Below are 12737 nucleotides of genomic sequence, written 5' to 3'. Positions count from 1 at the left end.
CCGTTCAGGCTGATCCTGTCGCAGCCCAAGCGCAAGCCTGTCCCCCGGTTCGGGCCATTCAATCCAGCCAGTCCGGCACCCGTTCCGCCGCCAGGATGGTCGCCGGTTCGATCCGGTCGGCCACGATGGCCCACTTGTCGCCATCGACCATCACCTCGGGCACCAGCGCGCGCGAGTTGTAGGTGTTGGCCATGGTCGCGCCATAGGCTCCGGCGGTGCGGAACACGGCCAGATCGCCCGCGCCGACCGCATCGATCGTGCGGCCCATGGCGAAGGTGTCCGAGCTTTCGCAGATCGGGCCGACGATGTTCGCCACCATCTGCGCCCCGGTGGGCTCGACCGCGATGAAATCGTGCCAGGCATCGTAAAGCGCCGGGCGGGCGAGATCGTTCATCGCCGCATCGACCACCACGAAGGGCGCACTCACCCCCGGCTTGACCCGGATCACGCGGGTGACCAGCACCCCGGAATTGCCCGAGATGACGCGGCCGGGCTCGAACATCAGGGTCGTCCCCCAGTTGCCGGTGACCCGGGCGACCATGGCGCCGTAATCGGCGGGGCTGGGCATGCGATCGCCCGCCTTGTAGGGCACGCCGATCCCGCCCCCCAGGTCCATGTGGGTGACATTGTCGCCTTGGACGCGGATGTCCTGCATCAGCACGCCCATCCGCGTGAAGGCGGCCTCCAGCGGCTCGAGACTGGCGAGCTGGCTGCCGATGTGGACGGCCAGACCGCGCATCTCCAGCCCCGGCAGAGCGGACAGGCGCCCATAGATCCCGGCGGCCTTGTCATAAGCGACACCGAACTTGTTTTCGGCCTTGCCGGTCGAGATCTTGCCGTGGGTGCCGGCATCGACATCGGGATTGACCCGCAGCGCGCAGCGCGCCGTGAGGCCCAGGGCCGCGGCGATCTGCGCCAGCTCGACCCCCTCTTCCTCGCTTTCGAGGTTGAACTGGCCGATCCCGGCTTCCAGCCCGCGCTTCAGCTCGGCCGCGGTCTTGCCCACGCCGGAAAAGACGATGCCTTCGGGCGCCATGCCGGCCGCCAGGGCACGCTCGACCTCGCCGCCCGATACGCAATCGGCGCCGAAGCCTTCCTTGGCCAGCAGCCGCAGCACGGCCAGATTGGGATTCGATTTCACCGCGAAGGCGACGTGCTTGCGCGGCACCCCGCCCAGTCCCGCCAGGAACACCTGGGCATGACGCGTCAGCGTGGCCCGGGAATAGATATAGACCGGGCTGCCCACTGCCGCGGCGATCGCGGGAATCGGCACATCCTCGGCGTGCAGGACGCCGTCCCTGAGGGTGAAGTGATCCATCCCGGCTCCTCTAGTGTGCCCGGCGCGAAATGCCAGCCCGTCGCCGGCACGGGGCCAACCCCATGCGCCGCCGGGGCGCGGCTTACCCCTCCGGAGGCAGGTCGAACGGATCGTCCTTGCGCTGTTCCGAACGGCTCCGCAGTTCCACGCTACGTTCGGGCGCAGCCTGGGCGGGCATGGTCAGCAGGGCGTTGGCGCTGGGCTGATCGCCCCGTCCATGCGGCGCGACCGGCAGGGTTGCGCCGGCCCGGGGCTTGAGCTCGGCCGACTGGCCGCATCCCGCCAGCAGCAGCGGCAGGGCGATGGCTCCGGCCTTGAACAGGAATCCGCGCATCGCCTGTCGCCTCCTCAATCGAGCCCGAGCGCCGCGCGCGCCTCGGCCACGCGCTTGTCTACCTCGGCCGGAGCCGTTCCGCCATGGCTGGCCCGCGCCGCCACCGACGCCTCGACCGACAGCGCGGCATAGACCCGCTCGTCGATCCGCGCGTCGATCCCCCGAAGCTCGTCCAGCGACAACTGATCGAGCGCCACGCCCTTGCCCTCGGCCAGCTTCACCGCCGCGCCGGTGATGTGGTGCGCCTCGCGGAACGGGATGTTGGCCTGGCGCACCAGCCAGTCGGCCAGGTCGGTCGCGGTGGCATAGCCCAGCTCGGCCGCGGCGCGCATCCGCTCGGTGCGGAAGGTGGTCGCCTCGACCATGCCGGTCATCGCCGCCAGGCACAGTGTCAGCAGCCCGGCCGCCTCGAACACGGGCGGCTTGTCGTCCTGCATGTCCTTCGAATAGGCCAGCGGCAGGCCCTTCATGGTGATCATCAGCGCGGTCAGGCAGCCCACGATCCGCCCGGCATGGCCCCGCACCAGCTCGGCCGCGTCGGGGTTCTTCTTCTGCGGCATGATCGAGCTGCCGGTGGACAGCGAATCGGGCAGCCGCACGAAGCCGAACGGCTGGCTCGCCCAGATGATGAACTCCTCGGCCAGGCGCGACAGGTGCAGCGCGCACTGGCTGGCGGCCATCAGGTAATCGAGCGCGAAATCCCGGTCGGACACCGCATCGAGGCTGTTGGCGGTCGGCCCGTCGAAGCCCAGCGCGGTGGCCGTGGCGTGGCGATCGATCGGAAAGCCGGTGCCGGCGAGCGCGGCCGAGCCGAGCGGGCAGCGGTTCATCCGCGCCCGCGCAGCGGCGAAGCGCGAACGATCGCGCGCGGCCATCTCGTAATAGGCCATCAGGTGATGCCCCAGGGTCACCGGCTGGGCGGTCTGCAGGTGCGTGAAGCCGGGCATGATGCTGGCGGCATGTTCGCCCGCGCGTTCGACCAGCGCGCGCTGCAGCGCGGCCAGCCCAGCATCGGCCTGGTCGATCGCGTCGCGCACCCACAGGCGGAAATCGGTCGCCACCTGATCGTTGCGGCTGCGCGCGGTGTGGAGCCGCCCCGCCACCGGCCCGATCAGCTCGGCGAGCCGGCTTTCGGTGGTCATGTGGATGTCCTCGAGGTCCCAGTCCTCGGGCACGCCATTCGCCTCATATTCGGCCGCGACGCGGTCCAGCCCCGCGGCGATCGTCGCCGCGTCAGCGGGGGCCACGATGCCCTGGGTCCCCAGCATGGCCACATGGGCCTTTGACGCGGCGATGTCCTGGCGCCACAAGGCCTTGTCGAAGGGGATCGAGGCGTTGATCTCACGCATGATCGCCGAGGGCCCCTCGGCGAAGCGTCCGCCCCACATCGCATTGGAGCCCGTCTTGCTGATATCCCGCTCGCTCACGTCCCTGGTCCTTGGCTGCAGCCTGCCGTTCGGCGTTCTGGCGCTGGGCGGGTGCGATAGGCAAGCCGACCCGTCGGCGCAAGGCGCGACGACCGCCGCGACCGCTCCGGCCACGGCGGCGGCCCAACCGGGCAAGGGCCCGGACCACACCAACGCGGGGACTCCCCTGCCCAACCTGAGCTTCACCGATCCCACCGGTCGCGAGCTTGCGCTGGAAAGCCTGGCGGGCCGCCCGGTGCTGATCAACCTGTGGGCGACATGGTGCGCGCCCTGCGTCAAGGAACTGCCCACGCTGGAGGCCCTCGCCGGCAGCGGCGCCGTGCGGGTGGTGACGGTCTCGCAGGATTCGGGCGATCCGGCCAAGGTCGCGGCGTTCCTCAAGGACAAGGGGCTGAAGCGGCTGCAGCCCTGGCTCGATCCCAACAACGATCTGGCGTTCCACTACAACGGCGGAACCCTGCCGATGACCGTCCTGTACGACAGCGAAGGCAAGGAAGTCTGGCGCTTTACCGGGGAGAACGACTGGAGCAGCCCCGAGACCAGGGCCCTCCTGGCCGAGGCCGGATAAATTCCTCGCCAACCCGTGTTGACACCCCCGCCGCCCTCGCCTAGAGGCGCGCTCCTACCTCGCAGCAAGCGCTTCGGCCTGCTGCCCGTGCCCAGATGGCGGAATTGGTAGACGCACCAGCTTCAGGTGCTGGCGCTCGCAAGGGCGTGGAGGTTCGAGTCCTCTTCTGGGCACCATTTTTCTTTCCGGACGCTTCCGCAAGCGTCCGGAAAAATCCAAGAAATCAAAGGCTTTTATGTGGTTCGGGGTCCACCTGCATCCGGCCGAATTCGTTGCAATTGACGGTATCCGACGGTATTTTTGACGGTATCAAAACCGGCAAAAAGGTGGCTTCATGCTTACCGATCTGGCAGTCCGAAAGGCAGTTGCGCGCGACAAGCCCTACAAGCTCTCCGATGGGGGCGGGCTGTACCTGCTGGTGACGAAGGCCGGCCAGCGGTGCTGGCGAGTCGATTATCGCTTTGGGGAAAAGCGAGCGACGGCCGCGCTGGGGGTGTACCCGACCGTCACCTTGGCTGAAGCACGAGCCAAACGGCTCGAGCTCAAGAAACAGATCGCCGAGGGCATCAATCCTGCCGCCAAGCGCAAGATCGACAAGATCACCGGCCCGCTTGCCAATGTGAACAGCTTCAAGGCAGTTGCCGAAGAGTGGCTCGACAAGGCCCGACGCGAGGGTCGTGCCGATGTGACCGTGGGCAAGCTGACGTGGCTGCTAGAATTCGCTTACCCGATTATCGGAGACCGCAAGGTCGGCGAGATCAAGGCCCCCGAACTGCTTGCAGTGCTGCGTTCGGTCGAGAAGCGAGGTCATTATGAGACCGCACGGCGGCTGCGCAGCACCTGCGGGCAGGTGTTCCGCTATGCCATCGCGACCGGCCGCGCGGACCGCGACGTTTCTGCAGACCTGCGCGGCGCGCTGATCGTGCCGAAGGTGACGCATCGCGCCGCCATCACTACGGCCAAGGAGGCGGGCAACCTGCTTCGCGCGATCGATGCCTATTCAGGCTATCCGGTTACCCACGCTGCGCTGAGGCTTGCCCCTTACGTCTTCGTGCGCCCCGGCGAACTGCGGCAGGCCGAGTGGAGCGAGTTCGACTTTACGCGCAACATCTGGACCATCGCCGCTGACAAGACGAAGATGCGCGTCGCGCACCGTGTGCCACTCAGCCGTCAGGTGCTCGCCATCCTGGAAGAGCTGCGCGAGACTACTGGCAACCGTCGCTACCTTTTCCCCGCCCAGGGAAAGCGCGACCGGCCCATGTGTGAAAACACGATCAATCTTGCACTGCGGCGGATGGGTTTCGACGGCACGACGATGACCGCCCATGGCTTCCGCGCCATGGCCAGCACGCTGCTGAACGAGCAAGGCCATTGGAACCCGGACGCGATCGAACGCCAGCTTGGCCATGCCGAGACCGATGACGTCCGCCGCGCCTATGCGCGCGGCGAGCACTGGGAGGAACGGATCAGGATGATGCAGAGCTGGGCAGATTACCTTGACCAGCTACGTTCAGGCGCGAAGGTCCTGCAAGGCAGCTTCCGCAAGCCGTCAGCATCGTGAATTCACGTTGAGGTGGCCAAGGCTGTCCTTGGGACTCGTTCGCTGATGTGGCAATGCGGTGACGGTCATAGGGGCGAAGAATGTCAGAAGCTCGATCAAGTTTTGAAACCCAACTCGGTCTTGTCGATCAGCTGATTGCTATTCATGGTAAACTTCGGGCCGGTCGGGGGCGTCGCTACGAACAGGATGCATTGCATCGTGCCGGTGTGGTCCTGACAGTAGCCGCATGGCAGGCTTATGTCGAAAAGGTCATTAGGGAGGCACTCGATCTAATCAACGTTCAAATGCGGGATCCCCTAGCTGCTAGCCCGGCATGGTCTATGCATATCTTTCAGCTAAGGCGGTCCGCCATCTTGAATGCGGTCAAAAAGTTCAACACCCCCGACGATGTAAAAGTGAGGGACCTGTTTCAAGATTCCTTCGATTTCAGCCCTTGGCCGAGCTGGGAATGGTGCCAAGGGAGAAGGCAGTGGAATCAATCGGAAACTCGAAGACGAACAAATACTTGGGTATTGGTTCGGCATTCAATTGCCCATGGCTTCGAGCTTCCAGGCGACGTAGACTGGCTACAGGGCGATAACGGGCAAGCGAGGCTCACGCTGAATCTATTGAACGAATGCCGCAAGCATTTTGTTTTTCTCGTTCAGCAGACTGATCGTGCATTCGCTGCCCATCTCAGGGTTTCGCATGGAGTAGCCTTGCCAGCATAACTTCCCGAACGGTAAGATATTAAGCCTAGGGCTGGATTTTCGTTTGCATTCTTCCCGATCGGTAAGGTTTCTCTTGAAACGTGGCTTGCTGTATGCGATCTTCCCGATCGGTAAGACTGACATGATCGACAACGCAACCCAATTCGGTGCAGCCGTTGCCTCCGCCCGCAAGGCCCTAGGCCTTACTCAACGGGAGCTGGCGCTCGCCATCAATAGCGGCGAACGTTTCATCGTCGATCTGGAAGCTGGGAAGCCCACTGCGCAGCTCGGCAAGGCACTCGCCGCAGCCAAGGCAGTCGGCCTGCGGCTCACCGCAACCGGCATTCCGCAGGCCTGACGGTGGACCTTCCCGTTCACTACGAAGACCGTCTGGTCGCCACGATCAGCGCGGACGCGCAGGCAACCCGCCTTGCCTATGCGGATGCCTGGCGATCATCCGCTGATAGCTTCCCGGTCTCGCTGGCCATGCCGATCCGGCCAGAGCCCTATGAGGGAGAACAGGTCCTCCCTTGGCTGATGAACCTCCTGCCCGAGGGCGAACCGCTGCGCGCCATGACGCGCGCGCTCGGTGCAGCGCCGGAGGACGCGCTCGGCCTGATAGCCCAGACCGGCAACGATCTGGCAGGCGCGCTCAGCATCGCTCCGCAGCAGCCGCGCGGCAAGCCCGGCTATCGCACGATCCCGGATGCCGACGCACTGGCGCGGATCATCGAGGAACTGCCAGCGCGGCCATTCCTGGTCGGCGAGGGCGGCGTCTCGATGAGCCTAGCCGGCGCGCAGGAGAAGCTGCCGGTGGCGATCATCGACGGTCAGATCGCCGTGCCGATCAACGGCGCGCCCTCCACCCACATCCTCAAGCCCGACAATCCACGCCTGCCCAGCAGCGTCCAGAATGAGGCGCTGTGCATGGTTCTCGCTCGCAGGATCGGTCTCAATGTCGCGCCGGTCACCACAGGCCTTGCAGGGCAACGATGCTACCTGCTGATCGAGCGCTATGACCGGACGGGCACCGGCAACAACGTGCGCCGCCTCCATCAGGAAGACTTCTGCCAAGCCCTCGGGCGCCCGCCTGCCGCCAAGTATGAATTCAACGGCACCGGCAAGCGCGGCCCCTCAATCGCCGACATGTTCGCGGTTGTCCGCCAGCATATGACGGCGCGCGACATCACCCGGCTGCTGGACGCCGTGATCTTCAATATCGCCATCGGCAACGTGGACTCCCACGCGAAAAACTACTCGATCCTGCTCGGCCCCGGTGCCCCGCAGCTTGCCCCGCTGTATGATCTGATGTCGGGCCTCGCCTGGACCAACATCACCCAGAACCACGCCCAGGCGATCGGGGGTCAGCGCCGCGGTCGGCACATCTACGGTCGCCACTGGCGGCGCATGAGGCTGCCAAGGAAAATCTGGCCCAGAACGTCCTGCCGGTGACCGATCTAGAGCTTCGACGCGAAATCAAAGGCATGGTCGAAGGTAAGCTGTTGCAACCCTTGCTACGGTTTTTCCAGTTTCGGCCGATCCATATTGTCGGCAAACGGCTGCTCATCACCCGGACTGGTGATCATGAAGCCGTCCGGTCGAACAAGTTTCTGACCCCGAAAGAAGCGAATGGGCAGCTCGCATTCGTTTTTTCTGCAGCACTGAGAGTTCGTTCATCTGCTGACCCATTGGTTAAATTTCCAGAGTTTTTTGGCGATCCAAAGCCTGTCATGGCCGGTGCCATTGCGCTGCACGCACCAACTTTAACGCGAAAGATGTTCCTGCCGCCTGACAGCGAAGTGGTAGAACTGTTGGCGTGGCTGTCGGCCCCGATGCCGGCCTTGGCCATTGATCAGCAAAAGCTCCAAAGCTTTGCCAGTGCGGTGGCGAATGAGCTTGGGTCGCGTAGCCCCGTGGAAACAACACTGTCATGATCACATCTTCCCAGTAAATAGTCCGAAGGAAGTGTGACAGGTGATGTTGGAAACATCCATCAAGTCTGTTAGCCGGTGGCCCACGGCACTTCTTGCTCGATCTGCAAAACTGACGTGAGATACGCCGATAACCACAACGAAACAGGTTGCATCATTGCCTAAGCGGCTTTGGCGATCGCCCGGAAGTCTGGACGCCAGTTCCACGGCATGAGCTCGTCCCAGCCCGCTGCGGGCCAGTCACCGGCAACTTTGGCGATGACGTCAGCGATGCAAGCCTGCGGCTCGACTCCATTGAGCTTGCAGGTCTCTATGGCGGGTGCGGCCACTGTAACACACGTGCTGGAGACCCCCACGGTCTCCAGCACGTGCGCTCAACCTGTTAACGCGACCGATAATCGCACCCGAAGGCGGAAGTGCACCCGAAGGACCCGACGCGACTGCTAGACGTCGAGCCCCGCGGCTTCAGGCATTGGCAGTGTTAAGCTGCGACGAGGTCTTCGAAAAAGTGGTCTTGAGCTGGCTTCCCAAGCCCGAAACAGTGGTCATCACGGCAACGGCGATCAGAGCGGCAATCAGGCCGTACTCGATGGCCGTAGCCCCCTCTTCAGAGTGCAGAAGTGCGCGTAGTGATTTCATGGTCGTAACCCCTTTCAGCGAGCCGGCTTCCCGCTCGACTTGCGAAGGTCTAGTCACCAATTCTTAATAACTAACTAAAGTTACAACCAGTCGTTATTTTTGGTAGCAGTGCTGTGCAGCTTGGCCTGCTACGCGATCGGAGAACGGCCTACTTGTTGCGATTACCGTCGCCGCGCGGGCAGATAGGTTTGCGCTCGGGTCGCTGAATTAGGTTCAGGATTGAGCACGTGTAACGAGTAGAGCAAGCTCTGTCCGGTTGCCGATACCGAGCTTGTCGAAAATCCGGTGCAAGTAGACCTTGATGGCCCCTTCCGAGAGCCCCAATTGTTCAGCGATCTGGCGATTTTTCAGTCCGGCAGCGGCGAATTCGGCAATCCGTCGATCGCGCTCTGACAGCGTTCCAAGCGGATCGGGCACAGCGCTCTTCGTGGCGAGCTCAAATGCTCGATCCATGAGGGTCAAGGGAATCGAACGCTGCCCCTGTGTCACAATGACAATCGCCTGCTGGAGTGCGGGTGCCGGCTCATCTTTCATAACGATGGCATCGACTTTTGCCTTGATGGCCGCAACCAACGAGGCGTCGTCCAGTGTCGCGGTCAACAGGACGACCTTTCGGTCATCACCGGCGGACCGTAGCGCTTGCAGAATATCGATGCCGGTTTTGAGCGGCATACGGACGTCCAGAACAACAATGTCGGGATCGCAGCGCGCTATCGCCATTTCGGCGGCATGGCCATCACCTACTGAGGCCACAATCTCATGTCCCGCGCTGGTTAGAACGGTTTCCAACCCCGCGCGCAGGTAAGCATGATCATCGGCGACCACAATTCGACTCAAGTTGATGTTCCCGGCAGCTGGATCAGAACGCTGGTATGGGTCGAACTTGAGCTAAACCTCAAGGCCCCACCCATAGCCTTTACACGCTTGGCGATCGATAGCGGCTCAATTCCTGCAGCGCAGCCCGACCCGTTATCCCGAACCTCCATCTCGAAGGCACCGTCCGTGTGATTGGCCAGCGTCAGCAGAATGTGCTTGGCACCGCCATGCCGAACGGCATTTGCGATCGCCTCACGCAGTATCTGTTGAAATTCGTATACCAAGGTGGTCGACACGGGGATGCGGTTGCCACCCTCATCAAACTCGATATCTACGTCCCACTGCCCAGCCAAAGTCGCAACCAACGACGCCAGTTCCTGCCGAAGATCCCTCTGACCAGACGATATTGTGCCGCGATGCAGCCAATCAATCATGGTCCTGACATGCTGCTGCTCGGCAGCAACGCCCTGACTGATCTTCATGACGTCGTCGGGCGAGGCAACTCCTGCGACCATTTGGCTCCTGAGAGCTTCCAACCGGAATTGTACGCCTGCAAGTGTTTGGGAGACCCCGTCGTGCAGGTCCGCCGCCAACTGTGCGCGTAGCCGGGACATAGCGAGTTCCCTAGCTATCGCCTGCCCCGCCTCGTCGTCGAGAGCCCTTGCAAGCTCTTCAGCCATGCCCATCGCAAGGTATAGGTCGTCGAAACATAGAGAATGTAGACCACCCAATACGAGCTGCCCGCGCCCTGCTCGCGCCCGAAAGGGGATCGCAAGGCCCTCGCCCTCTAGCGCGTCGCCGAATACTCCTGCCGCAGCCTCGCCTTGAATGGTACTAAACCGTCCCTCTCGTTCGATCATCAAGACGCGCCGCCTCTCTACATCGAACAGAAAGGGGTTATCTTGCTGCGATGGCGCTTGTCGAAGCTGCACACCGCTCCGGCCGACAATCCGCAACGTATCACTTCCGTCTTCCAGCCAGGTTACGAAGCCTGAATTGGCCGCGCAAACGGACATGCAGTACCTTAGCAGGTCATCTAGCGGGTCGTGACCCTCAAATGCCGAAATTGGAGCAAAGCGAGGTACGACACCCCATGGGCGGCTGCGGACAAACCATACCAGCAAGACGGCCAGGAGAGACATGTAGCCCAGTCGACGAAGCAAAGGGGCCCACTCTAATTCTTGCTCAAAAAAATGGATAATTAATCCAACTAAACTGAAAGAAATAACAAGCAAAAAAGAAATAGTTATTGTTATTTTTAAATTCCATCGTGTTGCCGAACTCAATATAATGAAGGCGAAAAGTGTTATAAATACACCAAAAAGATCAAGCGTTACCGCTTTGGTTAAATAGAGACCTGTCACGAACATCATGCCATCAACGAATAGTCCGCCCAACGCGAAGTGATGATCCCACCACCAACTTCGTTTTGCTATGATCAGAAGCGAAAACGACGCTGCAAGATAAAGCAAAAACAGGGGCAGAGCTTCAGTCGCAGCACGTGCAGATTGGTCTGAATCAAGAACAACCCAAATGCCAAACAGAATGACCATCGCGACGCGGGCCCGGGCCAGCATCAAACCTGATTGTGGTCGGAAAAGGGATTGCTGCATCATTCGTTCCAGATGTGATTGAGCACCAGCCCAATAACCCCCATGCCATCTCGGTCGCGCCGGTCAACCAGCGTCCGGGACGCTCTATCATTTGCAATGTCAAATGTCGCAGCTTCAGCCGTGAGGGATGTAAGATCTTGGGCCTGGCAACCCGGTTTGCTGTTGGCCATGACGTTCGGAGCTTGCTCGTGAATGTTTTCGGGGACACGATTGGTCGCGGCTAGGGGTGAAACGCACCTATCGGGCTTTAGTGAGAGTACTAGATGATAGGCACATTGACCCTAACGCCGTTCAATGCCGCAGCGATCCTGATCGTCCTGGCCGCGGTGCTGGGCTATATTAATTTCCGTTTTCTTGGACTGCCCTCATCAATCGGGCTCACGGTCATGGGCGCGGTCGCATCGGTGGTCGTCGTCGCTCTCGACGAACTGTTGCCTGCCAGTTCAGTCAGCCACGATATCGCGGAATTCATCGCCGGCATCGACTTTCACACCACGCTGATGGACGGCATGCTGTCCTTCTTGCTGTTCGCCGGGGCATTGCATGTTTCATGGCAGCAGTTGCACCGCGGGCGCTGGGCAATTCTGGTCCTCAGCACCATCGGAGTGCTGCTATCAACGCTGATCGTCGGCGCAGGTTTCCTGTGGCTCACGCAGGCATTGGGCTATGCAATTCCGCCCATATGGTGTTTCGTGTTCGGTGCGCTGATCAGCCCGACCGATCCCGTGTCGGTGATGAGCGTCCTGAAGCGAACCAGCGTGTCTCCGCTGCTCGAGGCAACGGTCGCGGGCGAGAGCTTGTTCAACGATGGTGTCGGGGTCGTGGTTTTCGCGATCCTGCTTTCGGCAGCGGTCAGCGGCGTCCACCTTGACCTTGCTCATGGTGCGTTGCTGTTCGTCGAGGAGGCCGGAGGCGGCATTGTGCTGGGGCTTGTAATTGGCTGGATCGCGTACCGCGCCATGCGCTCTATCGACGATTACAAGGTCGAGGTGCTGATCAGTCTGGCCACGGTCATGGGCGGTTACGCGATCGCCAGTCCGCTGCACGTCAGCGGACCCGTTGCCATGGCTGTCGCCGGGTTGATCATCGGCAATGCCGGCGTCGCTCATGCCATGAGCGACACAACACGGGATTATGTCCACAAGTTCTGGGACCTGATCGACGACATCCTCAATACAGTGCTGTTTCTCCTAATCGGCCTGGAGGTGGTCACCGTGCCGCGAGACACGGGTTTGCTTGTCTTGGGCGGCGGCGCAATCATCTTGTCGCTTGCCGCGCGATCACTCTCTGTTTTGTTACCTCTCTCAGCATTCGGCAAAGCGCGCGCGGCAGGGCCGGTCGTGCCGATAACGCTCATCTGGGGCGGGCTGCGCGGCGGTATTTCTATCGCTTTGGCCCTTGGCCTCCCGGAGGGACCGGAACGCGATGTGGTCCTCGCAGCAACCTACGCCGTGGTGCTCTTCACGGTGGTTGTCCAAGGCGGCACGATTGCGAAAGTGCTGGCCTGGTTGGACGGAAGACACAGGCATCCGACAGACATCTGACCACAGACTTCCGTCATCGGTCGCAACATCAGCTTGGGGCCTATGTGGGACAAAACGTGCCGTTCTTGCTTGGGCCCCGCCTAAGCTCCAGCAGCGAGCAGCAAAACGACTTGACGAACGACCGGTTTCAGCGCGACCGGACACTTCGAGCCCTCAGGGGGAATGACTGGTTTGTCGAAGGGTTTCGGGCGCCGGGAGGCGTACGAAAGTCTGACATGTACGACCCGCGGGAGGCAGGCGTTGCGCTATGGGGATTTCGGGTCGGCGCCGTGGGAGATGTGGCGCCGGAGCTGATGG

The 12737-nt window shown here is 61.9% G+C and carries 13 protein-coding genes, 1 tRNA gene and 1 pseudogene; 8 read left to right on the top strand and 7 right to left on the bottom strand.

Annotated elements, in window-relative coordinates:
* Positions 1-58 precede the first annotated feature (58 nt).
* The 3 genes from lysA to argH all read right to left on the bottom strand — a co-directional run bounded on the left by lysA (position 59) and on the right by argH (position 3040).
* On the bottom strand, positions 59-1318 hold the full coding sequence (lysA, locus tag H7F49_RS11460; RefSeq protein WP_185683742.1) for a diaminopimelate decarboxylase: 1260 nt from the start codon (positions 1316-1318) through the stop codon (positions 59-61).
* A gap of 82 nt (positions 1319-1400) precedes the next feature.
* The gene (locus H7F49_RS11455) at positions 1401-1652 is read right to left on the bottom strand and encodes a hypothetical protein (RefSeq protein ID WP_185683741.1); all 252 of its coding nucleotides are present in this window, start codon (positions 1650-1652) and stop codon (positions 1401-1403) included.
* A 14-nt stretch (positions 1653-1666) separates the two neighbouring features.
* Entirely contained in the window at positions 1667-3040 is a 1374-nt protein-coding gene (gene argH / locus H7F49_RS11450; protein WP_185683740.1) for an argininosuccinate lyase, read from the bottom strand.
* 16 nt (positions 3041-3056) lie between these two features.
* Between argH and H7F49_RS11445 the strand changes: the two genes are divergently transcribed.
* From H7F49_RS11445 to H7F49_RS11415, 7 genes are all read left to right on the top strand, one after another.
* Positions 3057-3647, top strand: coding sequence for a TlpA family protein disulfide reductase (locus H7F49_RS11445; RefSeq protein WP_235982104.1), 591 nt, complete (start codon positions 3057-3059; stop codon positions 3645-3647).
* Positions 3648-3736: 89 nt separating this feature from the next.
* Positions 3737-3823, top strand: a tRNA-Leu gene (locus H7F49_RS11440).
* A gap of 158 nt (positions 3824-3981) precedes the next feature.
* A complete protein-coding gene (locus H7F49_RS11435) occupies positions 3982-5208 on the top strand; it encodes a tyrosine-type recombinase/integrase (RefSeq protein ID WP_185683738.1) in 1227 nt (408 codons plus the stop codon).
* An 80-nt stretch (positions 5209-5288) separates the two neighbouring features.
* Complete coding sequence (locus H7F49_RS11430) at positions 5289-5918, top strand: HEPN domain-containing protein (protein WP_185683737.1); 630 nt, start codon at positions 5289-5291, stop codon at positions 5916-5918.
* A gap of 121 nt (positions 5919-6039) precedes the next feature.
* Positions 6040-6255 (top strand): helix-turn-helix domain-containing protein, encoded by a 216-nt coding sequence (locus tag H7F49_RS11425; protein ID WP_185683736.1) that lies wholly within the window; start codon positions 6040-6042, stop codon positions 6253-6255.
* 2 nt (positions 6256-6257) lie between these two features.
* Positions 6258-7349 carry a type II toxin-antitoxin system HipA family toxin gene (locus tag H7F49_RS11420; RefSeq protein WP_328806690.1) on the top strand — a complete coding sequence of 364 codons (1092 nt, stop codon included), beginning with the start codon at positions 6258-6260 and terminating at the stop codon, positions 7347-7349.
* On the top strand, positions 7346-7831 hold the full coding sequence (locus H7F49_RS11415) for a hypothetical protein (RefSeq protein ID WP_185683735.1): 486 nt from the start codon (positions 7346-7348) through the stop codon (positions 7829-7831). Before H7F49_RS11420 ends, H7F49_RS11415 begins: the two co-directional genes overlap by 4 nt.
* 158 nt (positions 7832-7989) lie before the next feature.
* Here H7F49_RS11415 and H7F49_RS11410 read toward each other — a convergent pair.
* From H7F49_RS11410 to H7F49_RS11395, 4 genes and pseudogenes are all read right to left on the bottom strand, one after another.
* Positions 7990-8142: pseudogene (locus H7F49_RS11410) on the bottom strand (transposase domain-containing protein); the annotation flags it as partial.
* 151 nt (positions 8143-8293) lie between these two features.
* The gene (locus tag H7F49_RS11405) at positions 8294-8467 is read right to left on the bottom strand and encodes a Flp family type IVb pilin (protein ID WP_185683734.1); all 174 of its coding nucleotides are present in this window, start codon (positions 8465-8467) and stop codon (positions 8294-8296) included.
* Between the two features lie 213 nt (positions 8468-8680).
* Complete coding sequence (locus H7F49_RS11400) at positions 8681-9304, bottom strand: response regulator (protein WP_214647777.1); 624 nt, start codon at positions 9302-9304, stop codon at positions 8681-8683.
* Positions 9301-10896 carry an ATP-binding protein gene (locus tag H7F49_RS11395; protein ID WP_185683733.1) on the bottom strand — a complete coding sequence of 532 codons (1596 nt, stop codon included), beginning with the start codon at positions 10894-10896 and terminating at the stop codon, positions 9301-9303. Before H7F49_RS11395 ends, H7F49_RS11400 begins: the two co-directional genes overlap by 4 nt.
* A gap of 263 nt (positions 10897-11159) precedes the next feature.
* On the opposite strand from H7F49_RS11395, the gene H7F49_RS11390 reads away from it, so the two are divergent.
* A complete protein-coding gene (locus H7F49_RS11390) occupies positions 11160-12440 on the top strand; it encodes a cation:proton antiporter (protein WP_185683732.1) in 1281 nt (426 codons plus the stop codon).
* Positions 12441-12737: the final 297 nt, after the last annotated feature.

Source organism: Novosphingobium aerophilum (assembly GCF_014230305.1).
Lineage (GTDB): Bacteria > Pseudomonadota > Alphaproteobacteria > Sphingomonadales > Sphingomonadaceae > Novosphingobium > Novosphingobium aerophilum.
This window is presented reverse-complemented; position numbering and strand designations above follow the sequence as displayed.

Coding starts and splice junctions, on each gene's coding strand:
- H7F49_RS11430 (WP_185683737.1), top strand. CDS start 5,289: ATGTCAGAAGCTCGATCAAGTTTTGAAACCCAACTCGGTCTTGTCGAT.
- H7F49_RS11425 (WP_185683736.1), top strand. CDS start 6,040: ATGATCGACAACGCAACCCAATTCGGTGCAGCCGTTGCCTCCGCCCGC.
- argH (WP_185683740.1), bottom strand. CDS start 3,040: ATGTGGGGCGGACGCTTCGCCGAGGGGCCCTCGGCGATCATGCGTGAG.
- H7F49_RS11390 (WP_185683732.1), top strand. CDS start 11,160: ATGATAGGCACATTGACCCTAACGCCGTTCAATGCCGCAGCGATCCTG.
- H7F49_RS11405 (WP_185683734.1), bottom strand. CDS start 8,467: ATGAAATCACTACGCGCACTTCTGCACTCTGAAGAGGGGGCTACGGCC.
- H7F49_RS11455 (WP_185683741.1), bottom strand. CDS start 1,652: ATGCGCGGATTCCTGTTCAAGGCCGGAGCCATCGCCCTGCCGCTGCTG.
- H7F49_RS11395 (WP_185683733.1), bottom strand. CDS start 10,896: ATGCAGCAATCCCTTTTCCGACCACAATCAGGTTTGATGCTGGCCCGG.
- H7F49_RS11435 (WP_185683738.1), top strand. CDS start 3,982: ATGCTTACCGATCTGGCAGTCCGAAAGGCAGTTGCGCGCGACAAGCCC.
- lysA (WP_185683742.1), bottom strand. CDS start 1,318: ATGGATCACTTCACCCTCAGGGACGGCGTCCTGCACGCCGAGGATGTG.